Raw genomic sequence first — 24,214 nt, 5'->3', positions numbered from 1 at the left:
GTGTGCTTTGACTGTGGTAACAGAGAAGCCTTGCGATGCTGAAAAAACTACCGGGTGCCTTGCGTGCCCTGATGTCTGTGCCTGCTGATAACCCCAGGTTGTTGCAGGCCCAATACGTTGCGTTGTCCCGGCAACTGCCGTTGATGTACTTCGTGCTGCTGGTCAATACCTGGGCGTTGGCGTTCACCCACTGGCGAACCGCTCCGGTGTGGCTGACGCTGCTGGTCCCGGCGCTGCTTACGGTTATCTGTGCCGTCCGTGCACGCAAATGGTTGCGCACGGTAAACCGGCCGCCACCCGCTCCGGCGATCATTCTGGCCACGCTGCGTGGTACACATGGCCTGGCAGGCGTGATAGCGGCCGGGTTTGCCGCCTGGTCGCTGTCGCTTTACCCTTACGGCGATGCCTACTCCCAGGCGCATGTCGCGTTTTTCATGGGTATTACGGTGATCGTCTGCATCTTCTGCATGATGCACTTGCGGCCTGCAGCGCTGACCACCGCCCTGGTCGTCAACACCGCCTTCGTCATTTTCTTCGCCTCGACGTACAACGTTACCTTTATCGCCACAGCGGTGAATATCGTGCTGGTGTCGATCGGCATGCTGATCATTCTTCATTACCAGTACCGCGATTTCACCAGCCTGGTGAATGTGCAGGTAAAGACCGAGCAACTGAGTAACGAGAATCTGCTGCTGGCCAATCAGGACAGCCTGACGGGCCTGCCCAATCGTCGCCAGTTCTTTCAGACTCTGGATGCCGCGATGACCGAGGCAATGGCGCAGCGCAGCGGCCTGGCAGTGGGGGTATTGGACCTGGACGGGTTCAAGCCGGTCAATGACCTCTATGGTCACCGCATCGGCGACCGTTTGCTGATGCTGGTGGCTGAACGCCTGACCAGCGCCTCGAGTGACAAGGTGCATGTGTCGCGACTGGGCGGTGACGAGTTCGCGCTGGTGATCAAGGGTGACATGCACAGTGACGCGTTGCTGGCGTTTGGCAAACACCTGTGTGACCTCATGCACGAAAGCTTCGAACTGTCGGACATGCCGATCCAGATTGGCGCGACACTGGGCCTGGCGACGTACCCGGCCACGGCGGATAATGCGACCCAGCTGTTCGAGTTTGCCGATTACGCGCTGTATCAAGGCAAGAACCATAACCCCGGAACCACCTGCCTGTTCTCCGCCAGCCACCGTGAGCAATTGCATGCCGACGGCGTTACCGAACAGGCCTTGCGGCGCGCCAATCTGGAAACCGAGTTCCACGTATCGTTTCAGCCGATCATTGAGAGCTGCACGCGCGAAACGGTGGCTTTCGAGGCACTGGCGCGCTGGAACAGCCCGGAACTGGGGTCTGTTTCGCCGGCGCATTTCATTCCGATCGCCGAGCGCATCGGCATGATCAACAAGCTCACCGTGCCCTTGTTGACCCAGGCGCTTGGCATGGCCCTGTCGTGGCCCGCGCCTATCAGGCTGTCGTTCAATCTGTCCGCGCACGACTGTGCGACCTGGGAAAGTGTCAGCAGAATTGTCGAGATCATCGAACACAGCGGCTTCGATGCGTCGCGGCTCGATCTGGAAATCACCGAAACGGCGGTCATGCAGGATATTGCTCAGGTGCAGCAGGCCATTACCCAGTTCCGCAAGCTGGGTTGCGGTATCTCGCTGGATGACTTCGGCACCGGATTCTCAAGCCTCAGTCAGTTGCACGCGCTGGCGCTGACCAAGCTGAAGATCGACCGCAGTTTTGTCACCGGCGTGCACCACAACCCGGCCAGTTACAAGATCGTCAAATCGCTGGTTGCCTTGAGTCTGGACATGTCTCTGGGCTGCGTGATCGAAGGCGTCGAAACACAGGATGAGCTGAATGCACTGACCACCCTGGGTTGTACGATGGTGCAGGGCTACTTCTACAGCCCGCCGATCAGTTTTGCAGAAACGCTGGCCTGGATTGAAATACCCGATGAAGAGCGCACCTTCGGTTACGCAGCATCGTGCCCTCTCTGATCGATTGCATGTGGGCGATTCTCTCAGGCGTGCGTGGGGTAAGATGCGTTTTTTGATCCCCACGGAAGCCTTTTGATGAGCAAACCCGGGCAGACCGTCCTTGTTGCGTTGCGCAAGATGATTGCATCAGGCGAGCTGGCTGCCGGCGAGCGTCTGATGGAGGTGCCGACTGCCGAGCTGTTCGGCGTTTCGCGCATGCCGGTGCGCATGGCGTTCCGGACGCTGGAGCAGGAGGGGCTGCTGGTGCCCTTTGGCGGGCGTGGTTTTCAGGTGCGCTCGATCAGCCCGATGGAAATCGCCGGCGCGGTGGATGTCCGCGGTGTCCTTGAGGGGCTTGCCGCGCGGCAGATGGCCGAGCGCGGCCTGACCCAGGAGGCGCGTGACGAGCTGGAGGCCTGTCTGGTACAGGGTGACGCGCTGTTCGAAAAGGGCCATGTCACTGAAGATGACCTTGAGGTCTATCACGACATGAATATGCGCCTGCATCGCGTGATCGTCGAGGGCAGCGGCAATCGCGCCATTGCCGATGCACTGTCACGCAACGACCATCTGCCTTTTGCCTCGGTAACCGCGCTGGCCGTGGATCGCGACAACCTGATTCGCGAATACCGGCGGTTCAATTTCGCCCACATGCAGCATCACGCCGTCGTGGATGCGCTGGTGAATGGGCAGGGCGCTCGCGCCGAGGCCATCATGCGCGAGCATGCCAATGCCACCTTGCGCTATGCAGAAATCTTCGGCGCCGGGCAGAACGAGCGCATGAAAGTCATTCAGCGCCCGGACTGATCAGATGTCGAGCACCAGCACGGGCGTCTTGGAACGTGAGCAGCAGGGCGTGAACTGATCGTTGAGCGCCTGCTCGTCTTCGGTCAGAAACAGATCGCGATGATCCGGAATGCCTTTCAACACCCGCGTCAGGCAGGTGCCACACACACCTTGCTCACACGACAGCGGAATATCGATACCGTGGCTTTCGAGCACCTGAGCGACCGTTTTATTGGCCGGAATGGCAATGACCTGGCCGGTACTGGCGATCTCGATTGAAAAACTGCCATCGTTGCTGGTGTCGACCGGCTCTGCGGAGAAGTACTCGCGGTGCAGAGTGTCCTCGGACCAGCCAGCGGCCCGCGCGCTGTCGAGGATGTATTGCATGAAACCGCCCGGCCCGCACACGTACAGGTGGGTATCGGGCTGTGGGCGGGCGAGTACTTTGCCAGCCTCCAGCGCAGTGTCCGGCTGTTCATCGAAGTGCAGCGTGATGCGCTCGGCAAATGCCGAATGCTTCAGGCGCTCGATAAAGGCGCCGCGCTCGGCGGAACGCAAGCAGTAATGCAGCTCGAAATCGGCAGCCTCCAGCGCAAGTTGTTCGGCCATGCAGAGGATGGGTGTGATGCCAATACCGCCGGCGAACAGCAGGGTGCGTCGGCTGTTTTCAGCCAGCGGGAACAGGTTGCGCGGTTCACTGATGCGCAACTGTGCGCCAGTCTGAATCTGGTGATGCAGGCTACGCGAGCCACCACGCGAAGCCGGGTCGTTGAGGACGCCAATCAGGTAGCGGTGACGCTCGTTCGGGGCATTGCACAGCGAGTACTGACGAATCAGCCCGTCAGGCAGGTGTACGTCAATGTGCGCGCCTGCGGTGAACGGCGGCAACAGCGCTCCGTCTGCCCGCACCAGTTCAAAGCTGCAGATGTCCAGCGCTTCATCGTTGCGTGATAACACCTTCACGTCGATCATGTCAGGTCCTCGGGTGACCGCGGCACGGGTCACTTCTGATTGTTTTCTTGGTGTTTCGACGGGCAATGGCCGGTCATTTCGTCGCCATCACGGGAATCTGCTCGCCGCGACCGGCCTGCTCGGCAGCGATCAGGCGCTCCAGGATCTTGCGTGACTGCACGCCACCGGCGTCGATATTGAGCTTGAGCAGGCTGCGATGCGGGTGCGTGAGCAGGTTCTGTTGCTGGCGTTCAAGCATTTCCAGGTCTTCGGTGAAGATCTTGCCCTGGCCTTCACGGATGCTGGCGGTCAGCTCTGCATCAGCGGGATTGAAGTTGCGCGCCATGCCCCAGAAGTACCAGATGGAGGTGTCGGTCTCGGGGGTGATGAAGTCGACGACGATGCTCGACGCCTTGAACTCTTTGGGCGCGTGATAGCCGCCTTTGCCTGCATGGGCTACGCCGACTTCGATCAGCACATGGCTGGGCGGCGTGAAGCGGCAGATCTGCCAGCGATCGACCGGCACGTCATCGGCCAGGTTGTTGCCACGCAGTGCCATCTGCCAGAACGGCGGCGGCATGATGTTTTCCATGTGCCGGGCGGTGACCACTTCCTCGCCTTCGACCGTTGTGACGGGCGCTGCCTCGTCGATTTCCTTCTGGCCGATGCTTGACGCATGCACATAGGTTTCGTGGGTGAGGTCCATCAGGTTGTCGATCATCAGGCGGTAATCGCACTGGATATGAAACAGCCCGCCGCCGTAGGCCCAGTCGTCGCTGACTGCCCATTCCAGATGGTGGATGAGTGCCGGGTCGGCCTTTTCCCGGTCACCGGGCCAGACCCAGATGAAGCCGTAGCGCTCGACCGCCGCGAAGGTCTTGTTGCAAGGGAAGCCGCGAACACGCTGGCCGGGCATTGAAACAGTCTTGCCGTCGCCGCCCATGACCAGTCCGTGATAACCACACACCAGCTGGCCGTTCTCGACATAACCCAGCGAGAGCGGGGCGCCGCGATGCGGGCAGAAGTCTTCGACGGCAATGACCTGCTGGTCCTGGTCGCGATAGAACACCATCTTTTCGTTGCAGATCTGCCGCCCCAGAGGCTTGTCAGCGACTTCATCCGCTGTACAGGCGACGTACCACGCATTTTTCGGGTGCATGATGGTTCTCCACGGTTCGATTATTGATCTTATGGATCCACAGAATGAATCATGTTGTTTCCTCGCGATTATTAATGCCACAGGATCGAGATTAATCCAATGATTAATTTAGTTAACTATTATTTAATGGATCCACAGAGATTGATCAGCCGGGGCTGGATACCAGCAGCGCCGCTCGCAGGCGCGGCGCGAGTGCTTCCAGCAGGGTCTGCACAGAACGCAGGGCGCGGCAGTCGGGGCGGGTCAGCAGCCACAGGTCAGTGCGGCATCCTTCCAGAGGGCCGCTCAGGCGTTCGACCGCACCCAGGCCCTCGACCGTGAAACCGGTCAGCGCCGCCACGCCCAGGCCGGCAGCGACCAACTGCGAGACAGCCGACATGTTGCTGCAGCGGTAGCTCGGTAATACCCCTGGAAACGCCTGTTTGCGCCAGATCACCGAGGTGTGGTCGGGCATCGAGTCGTCCGGGCTGATCCAGGGGATCGAGGCAGGGTTTTGCGTCAGGGCCTCGCGGTATTCCGGGCGACCGCAGACAAAGTAGTCGGCACTGCCCAGGCAGCGCCCGATCAGGTGCTCGGGAGGCGTATTGGTCAGGCGCAGGGCGATGTCGGCATCGCGACGGCTGAGGTTGGCAAAGGCGTTGGAGGTGGCCAGCTCCAGCGTAAGGGCAGGGTACTGCGGCATGAAGTCTGCCAGCGCGGGCAACAGCAGGCTGTGCAGTACCGCATCGGTACAGGTCAGGCGCACCGTGCCGCTGACGACTTGTTCGCCCTGCTGCAAAGCGATGCGCGCAGCGGCAAGCGCCTGTTCGGCACGCTCGGCCTGTTCGGCCATGGCCTGAGCGGTATCGGTCGGTACGTACCCGCGCCGGTTCTTTTCAAACAGCGCGGCACCAAGGGCGGCTTCCAAACGACGGATCGAGCGAAACACGGTCGATACATCAACCTGCAACAGGTCGGCGGCACGGGCGAGGGTGCGGCCGCGAACCAGGGCGAGCACCAATGAAAGGTCGGCGTGGGTGATTTCATATTGCATTGGTGCATTGTTCCTTTGCCTGAATGCCTATGTTTGTTGCGCGGATGACTATCCTAGACTGGTTTCATTCCCGCTGGATAGCGTCCGGTAATCGGCGCTGACCACTCAGATTTCACACAGGATTCAACCTATGTCGCGACCTCCCTTGATTGGTGTCACCGCCTGCCGTCAGCAGTTGGGCAAGTACTCTTCTCACACCGCAGGCGACAAGTACGTCGAGGCCGCAGCCTTCGCGGGCATGCCGGTAATCCTGCCTGCGCTCGAGGTGCCCACCGAGCCTGCGCAACTGCTTGCCTCACTGGATGGCCTGTTGTTTACCGGCTCGCCGTCCAACGTCGAGCCGCGTCACTACAATGGGCCGGCGAGCGTGGAGGGCACCGCCCATGACGTCTTCCGGGATCGCACAACTTTGCCATTGCTCAGGGCTGCCATCGCTCAGGGGGTGCCGGTGTTGTGCATTTGCCGCGGCTTTCAAGAACTGAATGTCGCGCTGGGCGGCAGCCTGCATCAGCGTGTCCAGGAGCTGCCCGGCTATCTGGATCATCGCGAGCCACAAAGCGAGGTGCTGGCGGTGCAGTACGCGCCAAAGCATGCCGTGCAGGTACAGCCTGGCGGTTTGCTCGACTCGCTGGGCCTGGCACCGGGGTTCGAGGTCAACAGCCTGCACAGTCAGGGTATCGATCGCATGGCGTCGGACCTGCGCGCGGAAGCATTGGCCCCCGACGGTCTGGTCGAAGCGGTGTCCATGCCTGGTGCGCCAGGCTTTGTGCTGGGCGTGCAGTGGCACCCGGAATGGGCGTTCATGGACAACCCCGTGTCGCTCAGCCTGTTCAAGGCCTTTCGCGAGGCCTGCCAGAGGTATGCGCGCAGCAGTCGCTAGAGCGATGAGCTGCTGAGTGTTGTGGGCAAACGTGATTTAATATCCGGCTTGATGGCTTCGGGTGATGGACGATCCATTGCACCGGGGCGCTGCCTCATTCACCGGATATCTTTCACATAAGGCCACTATGGATACGGGAGCACGACTCAAACTGGTGCGTGAAAGCTACAAGCTGTCACAGCGTGAGCTCGCCAGACGCAGTGGTGTGACCAATGCCACGATTTCCCTCATCGAACAAAATCGTGTCAGTCCTTCCATCAGCTCGCTGAAAAAGCTGCTTGAAGGGATTCCCATGACGCTGGCGGATTTCTTCACGTTCGATCAGCCTCCGGGTCAGGATCAGTACGTGTTTCGAGCCGGCGATCAACCCGATCTTGGGCGCAACGGTGCCCGCCTGCTGCTGGTCGGCGCGACATTGCCAAGCCGGCAGATGCGGTTTCTGCGTGAGCAATACGCGCCGGGCGCCGACTCGGGCGATGAACCCATCGTCCACAGCGAAGGTGAGGAGTGCGGTCTGGTGACGCGCGGCACCGTGGAGCTGACCATCGATGGGCAGGTCAACATTCTCGGTCCGGGTGACGGCTATTACTTCCCGACCACCTTGCCGCATCGCTTCCGCAACATCGGCCAGGACGAAGCGGAGATCATCAGCGCCAACACCCCGGCCAACTTCTAGGTGCCGATAGCCAACGATGCCTTGCGCCTAACGAAGGCTCCAGGAAATACCGGCATAAATCCCCATCCCGTCGCCGGGTGTCGAGCGTGCGATGTCTTTGCCGTTGTCGTCATAGCCGGGTGTCACGGTGCTGGCGTAACGCTGGTTAGTCAGATTGCGCAGGTCCAGCCAGGTCTGCCAGTCTTCGCCGGGTGACGCGTAGCCCAGTGTGGCGCCCAGTAAGGTGTACTGATCGGCGTAAAACGAGTTGGCGTAATCGACCGCGATCCTCGACGCGTGCTCAGTGTTGAGTGCTACGTAAACGCCGACAGGATGCCTGTAGCGCAGCTCGGCCTGATAGTAATGCCGGGGGATACCCGGCAGCGCGTTGTCGCCGAAGCGGTCGTCGTTACGGTAGTGAAAGTCGCTGAACGTGTAGGCTTGGCGTAAATCGACCTTGCCCGCAGCGCCTCCCTGCCACAGCGGGCTGTCCAGGCTGAGTTCGATACCGGTATGGATGGTCGGGCTGGCGTTGGACTCGGCAATGACTTGCGAGCCTGTCGCGCTGGCTGCCTGGGTTTCGACACTGAGCAGTTCATGTCTGACCTGCGAGTAATACCACCCTGCGGTCCAGTCGCCTGCTGCGCTATTACCCTTGCCGCCGAGCTCCAGCGTAGTCGCGGTCTGATTTTCAAGTTTGACGCCAATACTCTGCAGGCCGGTCGCCGCACCGCTGCCTGCTGGGAAAAAACGGTTGGAACCCCAGATCATTGACCAGGCGTGCGGCGGCTCGACCGAGCGACTCAGATTGCCGTAAAGCTGCAATTGCGGCGTGAAGTCGTAGCGCAGGCCCAGCCGGGTGGCATAGTCCCAGGCGTGAGTGCTGACGGCCTGTTGGGTTGCGGGGTAGGTGACCTCTGTTTCGCGACGGGTATAGAGGGCGGCAACGCCCGTTGTCAGCCACAGGTCCGGTACCAGCTCCAGATCATTGCTCAGGTGCAGCACGCTGTCCGAGCCCAGGTAGCTGTAATCCCGGGTTCTGGTCCCTGGCACATAGCCTGCGGTGTTGCCGGCTGGCACGCGGACGAATTCCGATGCGCCGTTGTCAGGCAGCCCCTTGGTGGTTCGCAGTCCCAGCGTGGTCGTGCTCTGATGGCCAGACACGGTGTCCTGGCGTATGTAATTGAGCGTGCCGCTGATATCGGTGTAAGCGACTTTCAGGCGATTGGTGCCCTCGCGCAGGTCCATGGGGTAATCGTGATAGACCAGACCCGTTTCGAGGCGTGAGCTTTCATCCAGATAAACAGTGGTCTTGTTGCCGAGCCAGGTGCTGCCGGGTTGCAGGCGTTTTGAGTCGCGCGTACGGTTGAGCGCATTGGCCGCCTGTGGATCATGGCGGATCTGCTCGCGGGTCAGTCTGCCCGGCGAGTCGTTGTCGGTTTCCCGGTAACGAAAGAAGAAGCGGGTTTCCAGATTCGGGCTGAACCGGTAACCGACGTTGGCTGCGATACCCTGGCTACCGCCGGCACTCTGGTCCTGGAAGCCGTTGTAGCTTGAGTCGGTCACGCTGACGTAATAGTCCAGATCGCCCAACACCTGTCCCGAGCTGATCTGCCGTTTCGAGTAACCGTGGCTTCCTGCTTCGTAGCGCAACTGCAGCCTGGGCGCGTCATAACCGGTGTGGGTGACATAGTTAACCGCGCCACCCAGCGCCAGCGAGCCCAGTTCAAAGCCATTGGCACCGCGTCGTACTTCTACGTGGCTCAGCCATAACGGCTCCTTGAGTTCGTAGGGCGTACCCCCGGGGCCGGTCAGCGGCAAGCCGTCGAGCATTTCGAACAGCCCGGAGGCATGCGCGCCAGGCGCCCGGTTCAGGCCCGAACCACGAATCGAGATTTTTGCCCCCTCACTGTTGGCGGCCTTGGCGTAGATGCCGGGCTGGTATTTGAACACGTCTTCATTGTTGGCGACCCGTCCTTGCTCGACGGTGTTCATATCGACAATGTTGGTACCGCCCGGAACTTCCCGTAACGCGTCGCGCGGGATTTGCGCCGGGCTGTCGATACGTGAGCCGTCCACTTCGATGTTGGACAGGCTGACAACATCAGCCTCGGCGACACAGGTAAAAGCAAGAGCCGTACTGAAACCGAACAATTGCAGGGTCAGGTTCAAGGGGGAAAGCAGAAACGGTGGGTGGTACTGCAAGTGCATACGCCTTGTGGTTCACGGCCAGCGTCAACTGCCAGCCCTGCGTGCTCTGGAAAAGGGACAGGTGTTCGATGCGTGATGTGTGACTGGCGTCACTAAACCGGTGAGTGAACAGTCGATGCCGGGCGATATTTTCAGGCTGTTCAATGCACTAACTGAATATAATTTGCTTTTTGTCTGCTCAGCGAGAACCCTTTCAGGCTTCGCCAGTCCTAGCCATTAGAGAGAGCATTCGCACTAGCCCAATAAACAGTCGTGGAGTTTCTGGAGTGTCGGAAAATAAAGCCCGAGTCGACAATGCGGCGACGGGAGATATCAAGCATCAGGGAAAGGATATCTTTTTCGCGGCGGTAGAAACGACACGGATGCCGATGATCGTGACGGACCCCAATCGCCCGGACAACCCCATCATTTTTGCCAACCGTGCATTTCTGGAAATGACCGGTTATGCGTCAGAAGAAATCATCGGTAGCAACTGCCGGTTTCTTCAAGGGCCGGACACTGATCGGGCGGTGGTGAAATCCATTCGCGATGCAATCGACGAACGCGTCGATATCTCCACTGAGATTCTCAACTACCGTAAGGACGGTTCAACGTTCTGGAATGCCCTGTTTATTTCTCCGGTCTATAACGACGCGGGTGACCTGATCTATTTCTTTGCGTCGCAGCTGGACATCAGCCGCCGTCGAGATGCCGAAGAGGCATTGCGTCAGGCACAGAAGATGGAGGCCCTGGGGCAGCTTACCGGTGGCATCGCGCACGACTTCAATAACCTGCTGCAAGTGATGGGCGGCTATATCGACTTGATCGGCAGTGCGGCAGAGAAACCCTCCATTGACGTGCAGCGTGTCCAGCGCAGTGTTCATCACGCCAAGTCTGCTGTTGAACGCGCCAGCACATTGACCAAGCAATTGCTGGCGTTTGCCCGCAAACAGAAGCTGCAGGGGCGAGTCCTCAATCTCAATGGCCTGGTCTCCACGACAGAGCCGTTGATCGAGCGTACTTTTGGACCGGAAGTGGTGATCGAAACCGATCTGGATCCGGCACTGAAAAACTGCCGCATTGATCCGACCCAGGCAGAAGTTGCCTTGCTGAACATTTTCATCAACGCCCGGGACGCGCTGATTGGCAGGCCCAACCCCAAGATATTCATCGAAACCCGCAATCTGGTCGTCGATGAGCTGGCCAATATGTCCTATGACGGTCTGTTGCCGGGGCGTTATGTTTCTATTGCGGTGACGGACAATGGCATCGGCATGCCCGCGAGTATCCGTGATCGGGTAATGGACCCGTTTTTTACCACCAAGGAAGAAGGCAAGGGGTCCGGGCTCGGTCTTTCGATGGTCTACGGCTTTGCCAAACAGTCGGGCGGCGCGGCGCGTATTTATACCGAAGAAGGTGTCGGTACTACGCTGCGCTTGTATTTCCCGGTAGACGAGGCGGTACTGAGTAAAAACGATCCGCCGAAAGCTTCGGAAAGGCGCATTGGCAGCTCCGAGCGGATTCTGATCGTGGAAGACCGTCCTGACGTGGCCGAACTGGCGAAGATGGTGCTGGATGATTACGGCTATGTGTCGGAAATCGTCCTCAACGCCCGTGAGGCACTGAAGCGCTTCGAGGCCGGCAGCACGTATGACCTGTTGTTCACCGACCTGATCATGCCGGGCGGCATGAACGGGGTAATGCTCGCGCGGGAAGTCAGGCGCAGGTACCCCAAGGTCAAGGTGCTGCTGACCACCGGCTACGCTGAGAGCTCGATCGAGCGAACCGACATTGGCGGCTCAGAGTTTGAGGTGGTGTCCAAGCCCTGTATGCCGCAGGACCTCGCCAGGAAGGTCAGGCAGGTTCTTGACGGGCCTAACGGTATCGCCTGACGGCACTGGCAATGCACCTGCGAAGGCCTGACTGTTCTCAGTCGGGCCTTCATGCTTTTTGGCGCACAGTGCACGGCGCTGTCTTTATTACGATACCTGCGCGCATTCCTGCAGAGTTGCGTATATCCAGTGAGTATCGACAGTTAAAAGTTGGCAACAGGTTAATTCTCGTCTGTTATTGGCAGACGTCAGACAACTTCAATAATTAGAGCAAACAGCCTAATGAAACGGTAAGTGTGTAAAGCGCTTGGAGCATCGGGCGAAGGTTACGTTCCGTTGCTGTGCGTCATTAACAATACTGTTCTATTGTGCTTTGTACAGCCTGAAAAAAAGTCTATAAAATTTTTAAACTTCCTGAACGTCGCCTGGGTCATTGATGGGTACGTCACACATTTGTGCGTTCACTGCCAATGACTCAAAGGACTATGACTATGATTCGCGACGACCGTATCGCCCCAGGTGCCCCTGTGTACCACGAAACTCATGCAGCGGCTCCGCTGCTTAAACGAATCTCCTGGAGTGCGATTCTGGCCGGTGTTGTTCTGGCCATGGTTGTGTCGCTGTTGCTGAACCTGCTGGGTACGGCAATCGGAAGTGCCAGTATCGATCCCATGCAGGAAGCCAATCCACTGTCCGGTATGGGTACGGGCGCAGGTATCTGGGTCGTTGTAAGCTCGGTGATCTCGCTGTTCGTCGGCGGCTGGGCCGCGGGACGTCTCGCGCAGCGCGAAGGCGCGTTTCATGGCCTGCTGGTGTGGGCGACTGTATCGCTTATCACTGTTTATCTGGTCTCCAGCGCAGTGACCGGCGTCGTACGCGGTGGCCTCAATCTGGCAGGCAGCGGCATGTCGGCCCTGGGCAGCGGTATCGCACAGGTGGCTCCGGCCGTTGGCAGCAAGATTCAGGATCAATTGCGCGCTCAGGGCATTGATTTCAATCTGGACGATATCCAGGGCGAAATCGAAACGGCCATGCGTCAGACCGGCAAGCCCGAGCTGAACCCGGACAACGTCAAGCAGGAAGCTCAAGCGACTCAGCAGGATGCGCAGAATACTGCCAAGCAGAGCGCACAGAATCCTCAGCAAGCTGACGAGCAATTGAGCGGTCTGATGGATCGCATCAAAGCCAAAGGCGACCAGGCTTGGGATGCGGCTGATCGTCAGGCGCTGGTCAATCTGATCAAGGCGCGTGGCAACAAGACTGATGCCGAAGCCAATCAAATCGTCGATCAGGCTCAGGCCAGCTATCGTCAGGCGTATGCCAAGTATCAGGAACTGAAAGCTCAGGCAGAACAGAAAGCCCGTGAAGCAGCTGAAGTGACTGCCAAGCGCGTTTCGCAAGGTGCCTGGATTCTGTTGATTACTCTGGTGATCTCGGGTCTGGTAGCAGCAGGCGCCGGTGTACTGGGTCGTCGTACTCAGCCGCCAGCCAAGGTAGTTGCTGCGGTCTGATTCACTTAAAAAGCGTGAACTGATGTATCGAATGGGGGGCGATTATCGCTCCCCATTTTTTTGTTTTTATATAGCTGCGATGAAGTCTGAACAGAGCCTGAACTGTTCACGATCAATGCAGGGATTTCACCCTGAAGGTTTCATGGGTTAACAAATTCTCAACAATAAGTCTCTTATACTTTATCGCTCGGTTTGTATGTTCTCCCTTCCACGGTTTTGCGGTAATTCCCTTGATGACTTCTCGCGTACTGTCTCCATTGCTTTTGTTAGTGGGCGCGTTGCTGTTTTTTCTCGCGCTGGGCAATCACCAATTACAAAACTCGACAGAACCCCGCGTGGCGGGTATTGCCATGGAAATGCACCTGAGTGGCAACTGGGTGACGCCGAAGCTTAATGATCAACCGTTCCTGGAAAAGCCGCCGATGAGTGTGTGGCTGGACGCTGCGTCCATCGGGGTGTTCGGTGCGACTCCCTGGGCGGTCAGGCTCGCATCTGCCTGTGCGGGTCTGTTTAGCGTGTTGCTGCTTTACAGCATGCTGCGTCGTTTCGGGCGCCCTGTTTTTGTGGCCTGGGTGGCTGCGTTCATGCTCGCGACCCAGGCCAGCTTCTGGAGCAATTCGCGGCAGGTGGGCGAGGACGCGCTGCTGACGCTGTGCGTGAGCATGGCGTTGCTGGGCTTTTTCTACGCCAGTCAGCGTCTGCGCAACGACGAATCCTGCGCAGGAGCCTGGTTGCTGTTCGTAATGGGCATTGCGCTGGCAACCCTGAGCAAGGGCGTGCTGGGCCTCGCGATGCCGGGTGTGGTCATCTTCGTCTGGCTTGTTTGCGAGTCGTTGCAGAGCAAACGCATTGTGCTCGCCCACTGGCTACGCCCGGCGATGTTCACCGTCCTGGCCCTGGTGCCGCTGTTGGTATGGCTGTGCTTTCTATACGGGCAGGGCGGTACGCAGTCGCTGAAGGATGTGCTCTGGACCAACAGTGTCGGACGCTTTAGTGGTTCGTTCGAAGAGGCGGGGCATTACGAGCCGTTCCATTACTACCTGACGAAGCTGCCCGAGGCCTTTTTGCCATGGAACGTGCTCGTCTACCTGGGGCTGTGGCATTTCCGCAAACAGTTGCTGGCCAATCGTTACCTGCTGTTTTTCAGTCTGTGGTTGATCGCGCAGTTCTTGCTGTTGTCGCTGGCCTCGAGTAAACGCATGGTTTATCTGATGTCACTGGCCCCGGCGGCGGCCGTAATCGCGGCGGAATACGCCTTTGTGTTGGGCGAGCGGCTCAAGGCACGCTCGCAAGGTTCTGCGTCAGCTGCGTTCGTGGTACGCAACAGACGGGCGATGACGGTGGCCGGAGCCGTATTGATTGTGACGGGGTATCTCGGCGCAGCCCTCTGGCTGGCACCGCGAGCAGACCGGCAGTTGTCGTTCCTGCCGCTGACCGACAAGGTTCATGCCCTACAGGTCAAGGGACGCCATGTGGACTTATTCCAGCCCAGCGAACGGCTGGCGGGGGCCAGCGTGTTCTATAGTCAGAGCCTGCTGAAAACACTCGCTAGCAACGCTGAATTGACTGGTTTTCTTACCAGCGCTGACGGCAATGTCGCTGTGATGGAAAGCATGCAGCCACCCGAACCACCTCTGCGGATTGTTGACAGCGTAAAGGTCGGGGATCGTATCTACTATTTCGTCAGTCAGGCACCGCTGGGAGTGGCTGTCAGTTACTGACAGCCACTCTGCACGGCGAGCGTCGCAGGTTTGTTATACGGCCTGACTGCTCGCCACTTGATCATGCGGTATCCACTGCTTCTGCGGGATCGGCAGATCGCACGATTCGCCACGCCCGATGGGGAAGTAGTGAAAGCCGCGTTTTGCCAGTCGTTCGGTGTCATAAAGATTGCGTCCGTCGAAGATGACCGGGGCGTTCAGGCGCTGCTGGATCAACTCGAAATCCGGAGCTTTGAACTGCTGCCATTCGGTGCAGACGATCAATGCATCAGCCTCGTTGAGCGCTGATTCTGGCGTCCCCATGAGAATCAGATCCTTGCGATGACCATAGAGGCGCTGGGTTTCCTGCATGGCTTCGGGGTCGAACGCGCGCACGCTGGCCCCCGCGTCCCACAGCGCTTCCATGAGCACGCGGCTGGGGGCATCGCGCATGTCGTCGGTGTTGGGCTTGAATGCCAGGCCCCACAGGGCAAAGGTCTTGCCGCGCAGGTCGCCCTGATAGAACGCGTTGACCCGCTCGAACAGTTTGTTCTTCTGTCGTTCGTTGATGGCCTCGACCACCGACAGCAGGTCGTTGGAGCAATGCGCCTCTCTGGCGCTGTGTATCAACGCACGGATGTCCTTGCCGAAGCATGAGCCGCCATAGCCGCAACCGGGGTAGATGAAGTCGTAACCAATACGTGAGTCGGCACCGATGCCCAGCCGCACGGACTCGACGTCTGCGCCCAGATGTTCTGCCAGCTCGGCGATCTGGTTGATAAAGCTGATTTTGGTCGCCAGCATGCAGTTGGCGGCGTACTTGGTCAGTTCGGCGCTGCGCAGGTCCATGAACATGATCCGCTCATGATTGCGGTTGAACGGCGCATACAGCTCGCGCATGACGTTGCGCACCGCTTCATTTTCGCAGCCGATGACGATACGGTCCGGGCGCCGGCAATCGTTGACCGCCGAGCCCTCCTTGAGAAATTCCGGGTTGGAGACGATATCGAACTGCAACAGCCGGCCCGCCTGACGCAGCGCCTTGTCGATGTGGCTGCGCAAGGCGTCGCCACTGCCGACCGGTACGGTGGATTTCTCGACGATGATCAGTGGTTCGCGTCGATGCCGGGCGATAGCTTCGCCCACCGCGAAAAAGCCGCTCAGGTCAGCTGAACCATCGTCTCGAGAGGGCGTGCCGACCGCGATGAACAGGACCTCGGCATGCTCCACCGCCAGTTGCCCGTCGGTAGTGAAGTTCAGACGCTGCTGATCCAGATTTTCACGCACCAGGTTGGCCAGGCCAGGCTCGTAGATATGCACCTGGCCCAGGCGCAACTGATCGATCTTGGCCTGATCAATGTCCATGCAGACCACATCGTGGCCGACTTCGGCGAGCACTGTCGCTTGTACCAGGCCGACATATCCGCTACCGAAAACGCTGATTTTCATGGGAAAGATCCTGAGGTGATGGGTCGCACATGCGCCGGAGGTTGATGGTCAAGACACCTGCCACGATCAGGGTGACACCCACAGTTTTCGATACCGTGAACGTCTCGTGGAAAAACGGCAGCGCTGCGGCGAGCATATAAACCAGCGCGTAGCTGATACTGAGCAGCGAATAGGCACGGCTCAGGGGCAAGCCCCGCAGGGCCAGTAGCCAGAAAAACATGGAGAGCGCATAAGCGGTGATCGAGGCGCAAACGACCATCAGTGCACGGAGATCGAGCTGCGTCGGATTGTGCAGTTCGAGCCATTGAGCGGGCGAGGGCAGGCGGCTCATGCTCCAACGCATGCCCAGTTGCGCTGCGCTGACCAGCGCCACACTGGCCATGGCGCACAGGGTTGCCCGGCAGCGCGTCACGCCTGACGCCCCAGCTGAAATACCCCGACAAGAATCAGCGCAATACCCAGCCAGTGCTGTGCGTCAACCGGCTCATCGAACAGATAGCGACCTGCCAGCGTGATCAGCACGAAATTAAGACCCAGCATCGGATAGGCGATGCCAACGTCCAGGCGTTGCAACACCAGCAGCCATATAAGCAGGCCCGCTCCAAGGCAGGCCACCGCCAGCCACAGCCATATCGAACGCAGCGCTGTAAACGCGCCGGGAAATGCGCCACGCCAGTCTTGTACTGCGTACTTCTGCGCGATCTGGCCCAGACAGGTCAGCAGGCATGCACACGCCAGCATCAGCCAGGTCACGATGCCGATTTCTCGTAAATGAGGATGGCCAGGTTGCCTTCGTCATAGCGCTGACCATCCTTGGGAAGACTTTCGAGCTCTTTCAGCTCCTCATCGCTCTTGCCGCGCATGATGACGCCGACCCGGCCTTGGCTGCGGGCGTTCTTCATCCAGGCATCGATGTCCTGCAGGCGGACTTCGCGACCCTGCACATCGGGATAGCCCAGCCCGTATTCCAGCTCGCCCCAGGTGTTGAACAGCGCAACATCAGGCCGTTTCAGGCGCCACGCCAGTGCCGAGGCCGCGCCCAGATCGTTGCTCAGCAGATGCGTGCAGTCCGCCAGTTCGACCTGGTGCCTGACCACGAACGGGTCGGGAGTCTTGTTATTGATCACATCGTTTGGCAGTGCAGCGGGTAGCAATGCGATCAGCAGCCAACTGCCCAGCGCCGGCATGGTCCAGAACGTCAGTGGACGCAAGCCTTGCAGCGCGTTGGCAAATGTCCATCCGAGAAGCACGATGACCGCCAGTGACAGATGCATCGGTTCGTTTTCGTAGACGGGCTGCTTGAGTTGCAGGTAGATCAACGCCACAAGCCCGACAAAGCTGACGGTCGCGTTGACTAATCCATTCGCGCGCAACGCAGTGCTGTGACCTTTATCAAGGCGATCGACCAGAGCATTGGCCATCAGCAGTGCCAACGGCAGCAGGCACGGCAGTATGTAGGTCGGCAGTTTGCCTTTGCTCAGGCTCAAAAACGCCAGCGGCAGCAGCAGCCACAGCAGCAAAAAGGCAATGTCAGGGCGGCTTTTTTGTTGCCATGCCTGCTTCAGTGTTACCGGCAACAGCAGTGCCCACGGCACACAAGCCGCCACGAGCAGCGGCATATAGAACCACCAGGGCTGGGCATGCTGCGCATTGTCCCCGGCAAAGCGGTGAATATGCTCGTGCCAGAAGAAGTAACGCCAGTAGTCGGGCGCTTGCTGGTGGATCGTCAGCGCCCACGGCAGGCAGACGGCGACGGCAATCAGTACCGCGAGCGGGCCGAATCTGAGCAGCTCGGCCAGGCGCCGCTGCCACAGCATATAAGGCAGGGTGATGATGACGGGCAGTGCCCAGGCGAGAAAGCCCTTGGTCATGAACCCCATCCCGCAGGCCACGCCGACTACCGCCCATGCCGCCAGACGCGCTCGACCGACGCTGTGCACGGCGTACCAGAATGCCAGCAGTGCCACGTTGGTCCAGAAGGTGAATTGCGGATCGAGATTGGCGTAACCGGCCTGGCCCGCGACAAAGCCGAAGCTCATGAACAGCAAGGCGCTGGCGAACTGCTTGCGCGGGTCGTTCCAGATCTTGCCGGCCAGCAAATAGGCCAACAGCACGCTCAAGCCGCTGGCCAGTGCCGACACAATGCGCATGCCGAACAGGTTTTCGCCAAAAACCTGCTGCCCCAGTGCAATCAGCCAGTAACCGGCAACCGGTTTTTCGAAGTAACGCAATCCCATGAAGTGCGGGACGACCCAGTTGCCACTGTGGAGCATTTCCTGGCTGATCTGCGCATAGCGGGTTTCATCGGGAATCCACAGGCCGTGAAAGCCCAGGGGCAGCAGATAAGCCAGCACGAACGCCAATAACAGTAACGCAAGATGACGGTGCCTGACGTGCATCACTGCTGCACCCCCAGCCAGCCATCGCGGCCGGGCAGGTGACCGCGAACGATATGCCCGGAAGGCAGCCGTTCAATGGCACCTGGCAGCAGATCGCCCAACGGTGCGAAGTGGATGCCCTGGGTATTGGCGCGCTTTAACAGCTGCCTGAAACCGTCGGCCATGATGATTCCTTCCACTTCGGCGTGGAGGGTGTAGACATTGAGTCTGCGTGCGGCAAAACGGCCGAGAATGTAGTCGTTGAACGCATCCGGCTGGAGGTGCGGGCCGACTACTTCATCGAAGGTCGGCAAGTCCACCGGAACCTGAGCGGTACCGACACTTCCATCCGCCAGCAACGGGCGAAACAGACTGACGCCCCGGCAATCACTGTTGTAACGAAAGCCAAACGCTTCTTTGGCCTGCACGACGCGCTGGTCGGCGCGCCAGCCTGCTGCCGCAGAGCACACCACCGGCTGGCCGAGGATGTCGCTCAGGCAATCGACCCCACGGTGTATCTGGGCGGTCAACTGTCGGTCGCTCCAGTGTCCGGCATTCGCTTGCCAGCCATGGTGATCCCACGCATGCAGGCCTATTTCGTGGCCTGCATCCAGCGCGCGGCGCATCAGTGGGCCAAGGTCCCGGCCAATCGGTTTGCCCGGCCATGCGGTACCGGCCAGCAGAATATCCCAGCCATACAGGCTCGCCGCCCTGGAGCGCAGCATCTTCCAGAAGAACGTGGGCCTTACCAGGCGCCACAGGTGGCGCCCCATGTTGTCGGGGCCGACACTGAAAAAGAAGGTCGCCTTGACCTGCGCTTCGTCGAGTATGTCCAGCAGCCTTGGCACGCCCTCACGGGTACCTCGGTAAGTGTCGACATCGATTCTCAGGCCTGCCTGCATCAGCACTGGTCCGCTTTTTCAGCCATGGCTTCGCGCAGGAAGAAATCCAGGGTTTTGCCGATGGTTTCGCTCAGCTCGATACCCGGTGTCCAGCCAATCAGCTTTTTAGCGTTGTCGATGCTCGGCGTGCGGTGGCTGACGTCCTGATAGCCCTTGCCATAGAAGGACTGGCTTTCGACTTCGCGGAAGCCCGCGAAAGGCGGAAAATGGCCGCGCAACGGATGGGCTTCGAACTGGCGAAGCAACTCTTCACCCAACTGACGGATGCTGGCTTCGTTATCGGGGTTGCCGATGTTGATGATTTGTCCGTTACAGCGCTCATCGCGGTTTTCGATGATCCGCGCCAGCGCCTCGATGCCGTCGACGACATCCGTGAAGCAGCGCTTCTGGGCGCCGCCGTCCACCAGGCGAATGGGCGTGCCTTCGACCAGGTGCAGGATCAACTGAGTGATGGCCCGCGAGCTGCCTATGCGCGCCGAATCCAGGCGGTCCAGACGCGGTCCCATCCAGTTGAACGGACGAAACAGGGTGAATTGCAGGCCTTTCTGGCCATAGGCCCAGATCACCCGGTCCAGTAGCTGCTTGGACACCGAGTAGATCCAGCGCTGCTTGTTGATCGGGCCAACGATCAGGTTGGAGGTGTCTTCGTTGAAGTTTGCGTCCTGGCACATGCCATAGACTTCGGAGGTGGACGGAAAAATCACGCGCTTGTTGTACTTCACGCAGTAGCGGACGATCTTCAGGTTCTCTTCGAAATCCAGCTCGAAAACCCGCAGTGGATTGCGCGTGTATTCAATCGGCGTGGCGATGGCCACCAGTGGCAGCACAACGTCGCATTTCTTGATGTGGTATTCGATCCACTCGGTGTGGATGCTGATGTCACCTTCGATGAAATGAAAGTTCGGCTTGGCGCGCAGGCGCTCGATGGCGTCCGAGCCGATATCCATGCCGTAGATTTCGTAACGGTCATCCTGCAGCAGACGCTCGGACAGGTGGTTGCCGATGAAACCGTTGACGCCGAGGATCAGCACACGGGTACGACGGATCGACCGGCTCTGTGCCTTATCGAGCAGTTGCGAGCCTGCTACAAGCCCGAATTCGCGCGCCAGTTGTGCACCACTGAGGTACAAGCCGCTGTCGCCGCGCTGCCCTGCGGTGATGACCAGCGAACCCTCGCCACAGGCAATACGCAACGGGTCGTGGCTGATGACCGTGCCGGGTGCTTCGCCGTTATTGCCTGCCTCGGCATTGGCGGCCCAGACAATCAACTTGTTCTCGCCTACCGGGCAGAATGCGCCAGGGTAGGGCTGTGTTACTGCGCGGATCAGGTTGTAGAGCTGGGTGGCTGGCAGCGACCAGTCGATCAAGCCGTCAGCCGGGGTACGCCGACCGAAATACGTTGCACGGGATTCATCCTGAGGCGTAGCTGGCAGTTGCCCTTCTGCCGCCAGCAGGGGCAGTGTTTCGCAAAGCAGGTCAGCGGCGGCATCACGCAATTTGCCATGCAGCGTCAAGGCGGTATCGGTGGCACTGATCGAAACCCGCTGCTGGGCGACTATCGGCCCGGCATCCGCGCGTTTGACCATCTGATGCAGGGTCACGCCGGTTTCACTTTCGCCGTTGACCAGCACCCAGTTGGCCGGCGCGCGGCCGCGATAACGCGGGAGCAGCGAGCCGTGCAGGTTCAGCGCGGCCTTTTTCGCGCAGGCCAGCAACGAATCGCCGAGGAGCTGGCGATAGTAAAAGGAGAAAATGAAGTCCGGGGCCAGTTTGCCGATGCGCTCCACCCACAGCGGGTGATTCGGGTCCTCGGGGGCATGCACCGTAATGCCGTGCCGGGCGCACATCTGGGCCACAGAACCAAAAAAGGTTTTTTCCCTGGGGTCGTCGGCATGGGTGAACACTGCGGCAATCTCATAGCCTGCATCCAGCAACGCTTGCAGACCGACACAGCCAATATCGTGATACGCGAAAACGACAGCTTTAATGCTCATGGCGCGACCTTGTTCATATAGGGAGTTACAGGGGAATCAACGCTGTCGGTGGCCACTCGGGACGAGCTGCGCACGACTTTCTCGATGAAGAAGCGCGGACGCGCACGCACGTCGCTGTACATCCGGCCCAGGTACTCACCCAGCAGTCCCATACCGATGAACTGCCCTCCGGTGAACACGAACAACACGGCAAACAGGACGAACATGCCGTCCCCGGCCCATGACGCGCCGAAGATCAGGCGCAGAACGATCAGCAGCGCCGCGAACAAGACACCGAGCAACGCCATGCTGAAACCGATGATGCTGAGCAGGCGCAGGGGCGTGGTGGTCATGCAGGTGATCAGGTCGAACATGAGGTTGATCAGGCGCATCGGGCTGTATTTGGAGTCGCCGTGCTCGCGTTCGGCGTGGTCGACCAGCACCTCGGTGGTGTGTCGCGCGAAGCTGTTCGCCAGAATAGGAATGAACGTGCTGCGCTCCCGGCAGGCGAGCATGGCATCGACAATCGTGCGTCGGTATGCGCGCAGCATGCAGCCGTAATCGTTCATGGCCACGCCGGTGGAACGCTGCACGGCCAGGTTGATGAGTTTCGATGGCCAGCGTCGCCAGGCGGAGTCCTGACGATTGCCGCGCACCGTGCCGACTACGTCGTACCCTTGTTCAGCGAGCTTCACCAGGCGAGGGATTTCCTCGGGAGGATTCTGCAGATCGGCATCGAGGGTGATGACCACGTCGCCCTGGCACTGCTCGAATCCGGCCATAATGGCGGCGTGCTGACCGTAGTTTCGATTCAGGATCACCGCGACGAACGGGCTGTCGGCGCGTCCGGCAGCCCGCTGGAGGATGTCTGTCGAGTCGTCGCGGCTGCCATCGTCGACCAGCACGATTTCGAATCGGTGGTTGAGCTGTTCGCAGGCCGCTTCAGTACGGCGCAACAACTCTGGCAGGCTTTGTTGTTCGTTGTAGACCGGGATGACGATCGACACGAACTTGATGGGATACGGTTTCAATGGCTGGATTCCACGGTCGATTCAATGGCACCGACCACCCGCTCGACATCATCGAGGGTCATGTCGGGGAACAGGGGGATGGAGCACAGCCTTGATGAATTCCATTCAGTGTCCGGCAGACGGACGTTCGGGAAACGCTTGCGGTAATAGCTGTGCAGGTGAGTCGCGATGAAGTGGATGCCGGTGCCGATGTTTTGCGCTTGCAAGGCCTTCATGAAGGCGTCGCGATTCAGCCCGCAGCGCTCGGGGTCGATGCGCAGAATGAACAGGTGCCAGGCATGTTGCTGGGCATGCCGGGGCAGGGCGAGAGGCAGAACGGGGCTGTTGGCCAGTCGATCGAGGTAATGGCTGGCGAGTGTCTGGCGCTGTGCATTGATGGCGTCAAGACGCTGCAACTGCACCCGCGCAATGCTCGCATTCATGTCGGCCAGGTTGTATTTGAAGCCAGGCTCCATGACCTCGGCCTGAGGCTTGCGACCCAGGGTCAGGCGGTCGTAGGCATCGACACCCAGACCATGGAATTTAAGCTGACGCACCCGATCAGCCAGCCGTGCATTGTCGGTGACCAGCATCGCGCCTTCGGCACAGGTCATGTTCTTGATTGCGTGAAAAGAGAAGATCGCAGTGCCTTGCTGGCCGACCGGACGTCCCTGGTAACCGGTGCCAACGGCATGTGCAGCATCCTCGATCACGGTGATGCCGTGCCGTTCGGCGAGCGCATACAGCGGATCGAGATCGAATGCGGCGCCTGCGTAATGCACCGGCACGATCGCTTTGGTCCGGGGGGTGATGGCTTGCTCTATCAGCGCGGCGCTGGTCATCAGGGTGTCACGGTCAACATCGACAAACACCGGAGTGGCCCCCAGCAGGCAGATCATGTTGGCTGTCGACACCCAGGTTTGCGATGGTGTAATCACTTCATCGCCAGGCCCTACACCCAGCGCCAGCAGCGCAATGTGCATCGCTCCGGTGGCCGAAGACAGTGCAACTGCATGTTGCGCGCCGACCCGTTCGGCGAACTCTTCCTCCAGCTTCTGACATTCCGGGCCGGTGGTGATCCATCCGGAACGCAGCACGCGCGTTACCGCAGCAATTTCTTCATCGCCAATGGACGGCCGTGAAAAGGCAAGAAAAGTTTGACTCATTTACAGAGACTCTCCGATTGACGCAGCAGGGCCGAACATAAAAAAGTCACACGACGAGTGCGCAAATACAGGGTGCGTGAGTGCCGTGAACTTAGGCGTTCAATTGTAAAAATAATGTCCAGATGCCGTTGCTTTTTTGTATCGCCTGGCAGGCTTTCGAAGCATAGAGTAGGGGGAAACTCAAACGGCCGACAATGTCGTTATGCGTCCATGTAGAATTATTAATCTGGCGTTCAGGTTTCATCGAGCTCGTCATGAACAGACAGCTTTAGTTCAGCTTGTTCATGATAATCATGGAAAGTTAAAGCGGATGAAGTGTGTTGCAGTTGCAGGATTTTTTAATGAAGGTTTCATGACCGCGAAATGGGTTTCGCGTTTTTTAACAGGGTCGAACCTGAATCGAACAGGTTGCTATTGGCCCGGTTTCATTGGGGGGGAGGCAGCTTTTTTCTCGGTTTTTTGAAAAGCAGACTGCGCGTCCGGATAAACCCGGGTCAAGAGGAATTCGCTCGGGTGTAGAAAACAGTGTCGCCATCAAGTGATATATATAACCAAGCGATAGAGTCGGGCAGTGTGGTATGGAAAAGTACGTGTATAAGGGCCAGGTTGGTACGGGTCATCATCGAGGTGTGATTGGGGGCGTTATAAGTTCGA

The 24,214-nt window shown here is 59.2% G+C and carries 19 protein-coding genes; 7 read left to right on the top strand and 12 right to left on the bottom strand.

Annotated features, from left to right (window positions below; all coding sequences use genetic code 11):
- Nucleotides 1-35 precede the first annotated feature (35 nt).
- Nucleotides 36-2,006 carry a putative bifunctional diguanylate cyclase/phosphodiesterase gene (locus tag PI739_RS19575; RefSeq protein ID WP_054080943.1) on the top strand — a complete coding sequence of 657 codons (1,971 nt, stop codon included), beginning with the start codon at nucleotides 36-38 and terminating at the stop codon, nucleotides 2,004-2,006.
- A gap of 75 nt (nucleotides 2,007-2,081) precedes the next feature.
- On the top strand, nucleotides 2,082-2,792 hold the full coding sequence (locus PI739_RS19570) for a GntR family transcriptional regulator (RefSeq protein WP_046719385.1): 711 nt from the start codon (nucleotides 2,082-2,084) through the stop codon (nucleotides 2,790-2,792).
- Here the strand turns inward: PI739_RS19570 and PI739_RS19565 are convergent, their stop codons facing one another.
- From PI739_RS19565 to PI739_RS19555, 3 genes are all read right to left on the bottom strand, one after another.
- Nucleotides 2,793-3,743, bottom strand: a complete 951-nt coding sequence (locus tag PI739_RS19565; protein ID WP_003370888.1) for a PDR/VanB family oxidoreductase — start codon at nucleotides 3,741-3,743, stop codon at nucleotides 2,793-2,795.
- Between the two features lie 73 nt (nucleotides 3,744-3,816).
- Nucleotides 3,817-4,881: a Rieske 2Fe-2S domain-containing protein gene (locus PI739_RS19560; protein ID WP_003370890.1), complete on the bottom strand. Its 1,065-nt coding sequence runs from the start codon at nucleotides 4,879-4,881 to the stop codon at nucleotides 3,817-3,819.
- Between the two features lie 145 nt (nucleotides 4,882-5,026).
- Nucleotides 5,027-5,914: a LysR family transcriptional regulator gene (locus tag PI739_RS19555; protein WP_058416498.1), complete on the bottom strand. Its 888-nt coding sequence runs from the start codon at nucleotides 5,912-5,914 to the stop codon at nucleotides 5,027-5,029.
- A gap of 130 nt (nucleotides 5,915-6,044) precedes the next feature.
- Between PI739_RS19555 and PI739_RS19550 the strand changes: the two genes are divergently transcribed.
- Together PI739_RS19550 and PI739_RS19545 are read left to right on the top strand one after the other, a co-directional pair.
- Nucleotides 6,045-6,794 carry a gamma-glutamyl-gamma-aminobutyrate hydrolase family protein gene (locus PI739_RS19550; RefSeq protein WP_003370896.1) on the top strand — a complete coding sequence of 250 codons (750 nt, stop codon included), beginning with the start codon at nucleotides 6,045-6,047 and terminating at the stop codon, nucleotides 6,792-6,794.
- Between the two features lie 127 nt (nucleotides 6,795-6,921).
- Complete coding sequence (locus tag PI739_RS19545) at nucleotides 6,922-7,470, top strand: cupin domain-containing protein (RefSeq protein WP_003344936.1); 549 nt, start codon at nucleotides 6,922-6,924, stop codon at nucleotides 7,468-7,470.
- Nucleotides 7,471-7,497: 27 nt separating this feature from the next.
- Here PI739_RS19545 and PI739_RS19540 read toward each other — a convergent pair whose 3' ends face one another.
- Nucleotides 7,498-9,660, bottom strand: coding sequence for a TonB-dependent receptor family protein (locus PI739_RS19540; protein WP_271352116.1), 2,163 nt, complete (start codon nucleotides 9,658-9,660; stop codon nucleotides 7,498-7,500).
- 266 nt (nucleotides 9,661-9,926) lie between these two features.
- On the opposite strand from PI739_RS19540, the gene PI739_RS19535 reads away from it, so the two are divergent.
- From PI739_RS19535 to PI739_RS19525, 3 genes are all read left to right on the top strand, one after another.
- A complete protein-coding gene (locus PI739_RS19535; RefSeq protein ID WP_044308042.1) occupies nucleotides 9,927-11,531 on the top strand; it encodes a hybrid sensor histidine kinase/response regulator in 1,605 nt (534 codons plus the stop codon).
- A gap of 431 nt (nucleotides 11,532-11,962) precedes the next feature.
- Entirely contained in the window at nucleotides 11,963-12,982 is a 1,020-nt protein-coding gene (locus PI739_RS19530) for a hypothetical protein (RefSeq protein WP_003435335.1), read from the top strand.
- Between the two features lie 233 nt (nucleotides 12,983-13,215).
- Nucleotides 13,216-14,703, top strand: coding sequence for an ArnT family glycosyltransferase (locus tag PI739_RS19525; protein WP_271352115.1), 1,488 nt, complete (start codon nucleotides 13,216-13,218; stop codon nucleotides 14,701-14,703).
- 33 nt (nucleotides 14,704-14,736) lie between these two features.
- Here PI739_RS19525 and PI739_RS19520 read toward each other — a convergent pair whose 3' ends face one another.
- Genes PI739_RS19520 through arnB form a run of 8 tightly spaced genes read right to left on the bottom strand, consistent with a single transcriptional unit; the run spans nucleotide 14,737 to nucleotide 23,560 of the window.
- Nucleotides 14,737-16,131 carry a UDP-glucose dehydrogenase family protein gene (locus tag PI739_RS19520; protein WP_003435331.1) on the bottom strand — a complete coding sequence of 465 codons (1,395 nt, stop codon included), beginning with the start codon at nucleotides 16,129-16,131 and terminating at the stop codon, nucleotides 14,737-14,739.
- A complete protein-coding gene (gene arnF / locus PI739_RS19515) occupies nucleotides 16,109-16,513 on the bottom strand; it encodes a 4-amino-4-deoxy-L-arabinose-phosphoundecaprenol flippase subunit ArnF (RefSeq protein WP_003435329.1) in 405 nt (134 codons plus the stop codon). The genes PI739_RS19520 and arnF overlap by 23 nt, the downstream gene beginning before the upstream one ends.
- 26 nt (nucleotides 16,514-16,539) lie before the next feature.
- Complete coding sequence (gene arnE / locus PI739_RS19510) at nucleotides 16,540-16,884, bottom strand: 4-amino-4-deoxy-L-arabinose-phosphoundecaprenol flippase subunit ArnE (protein ID WP_003370936.1); 345 nt, start codon at nucleotides 16,882-16,884, stop codon at nucleotides 16,540-16,542.
- Nucleotides 16,881-18,530 carry a lipid IV(A) 4-amino-4-deoxy-L-arabinosyltransferase gene (arnT, locus tag PI739_RS19505; protein ID WP_271352114.1) on the bottom strand — a complete coding sequence of 550 codons (1,650 nt, stop codon included), beginning with the start codon at nucleotides 18,528-18,530 and terminating at the stop codon, nucleotides 16,881-16,883. The genes arnE and arnT overlap by 4 nt, the downstream gene beginning before the upstream one ends.
- A complete protein-coding gene (gene arnD / locus PI739_RS19500; protein WP_054081100.1) occupies nucleotides 18,530-19,411 on the bottom strand; it encodes a 4-deoxy-4-formamido-L-arabinose-phosphoundecaprenol deformylase in 882 nt (293 codons plus the stop codon). Before arnD ends, arnT begins: the two co-directional genes overlap by 1 nt.
- Nucleotides 19,411-21,405, bottom strand: a complete 1,995-nt coding sequence (gene arnA / locus PI739_RS19495) for a bifunctional UDP-4-amino-4-deoxy-L-arabinose formyltransferase/UDP-glucuronic acid oxidase ArnA (RefSeq protein WP_271352113.1) — start codon at nucleotides 21,403-21,405, stop codon at nucleotides 19,411-19,413. Before arnA ends, arnD begins: the two co-directional genes overlap by 1 nt.
- Nucleotides 21,402-22,415, bottom strand: coding sequence for an undecaprenyl-phosphate 4-deoxy-4-formamido-L-arabinose transferase (gene arnC / locus PI739_RS19490; protein WP_058416506.1), 1,014 nt, complete (start codon nucleotides 22,413-22,415; stop codon nucleotides 21,402-21,404). Before arnC ends, arnA begins: the two co-directional genes overlap by 4 nt.
- Nucleotides 22,412-23,560, bottom strand: coding sequence for a UDP-4-amino-4-deoxy-L-arabinose aminotransferase (gene arnB, locus PI739_RS19485; protein ID WP_058396909.1), 1,149 nt, complete (start codon nucleotides 23,558-23,560; stop codon nucleotides 22,412-22,414). The genes arnC and arnB overlap by 4 nt, the downstream gene beginning before the upstream one ends.
- Between the last annotated feature and the right edge of the window lie 654 nt (nucleotides 23,561-24,214).

This window comes from Pseudomonas cerasi (genome assembly GCF_027983475.1).
GTDB lineage: Bacteria > Pseudomonadota > Gammaproteobacteria > Pseudomonadales > Pseudomonadaceae > Aquipseudomonas > Aquipseudomonas cerasi.
Note: the sequence above shows the minus strand (reverse complement) of the source record. Positions and strands in the feature narration are given on the sequence as shown.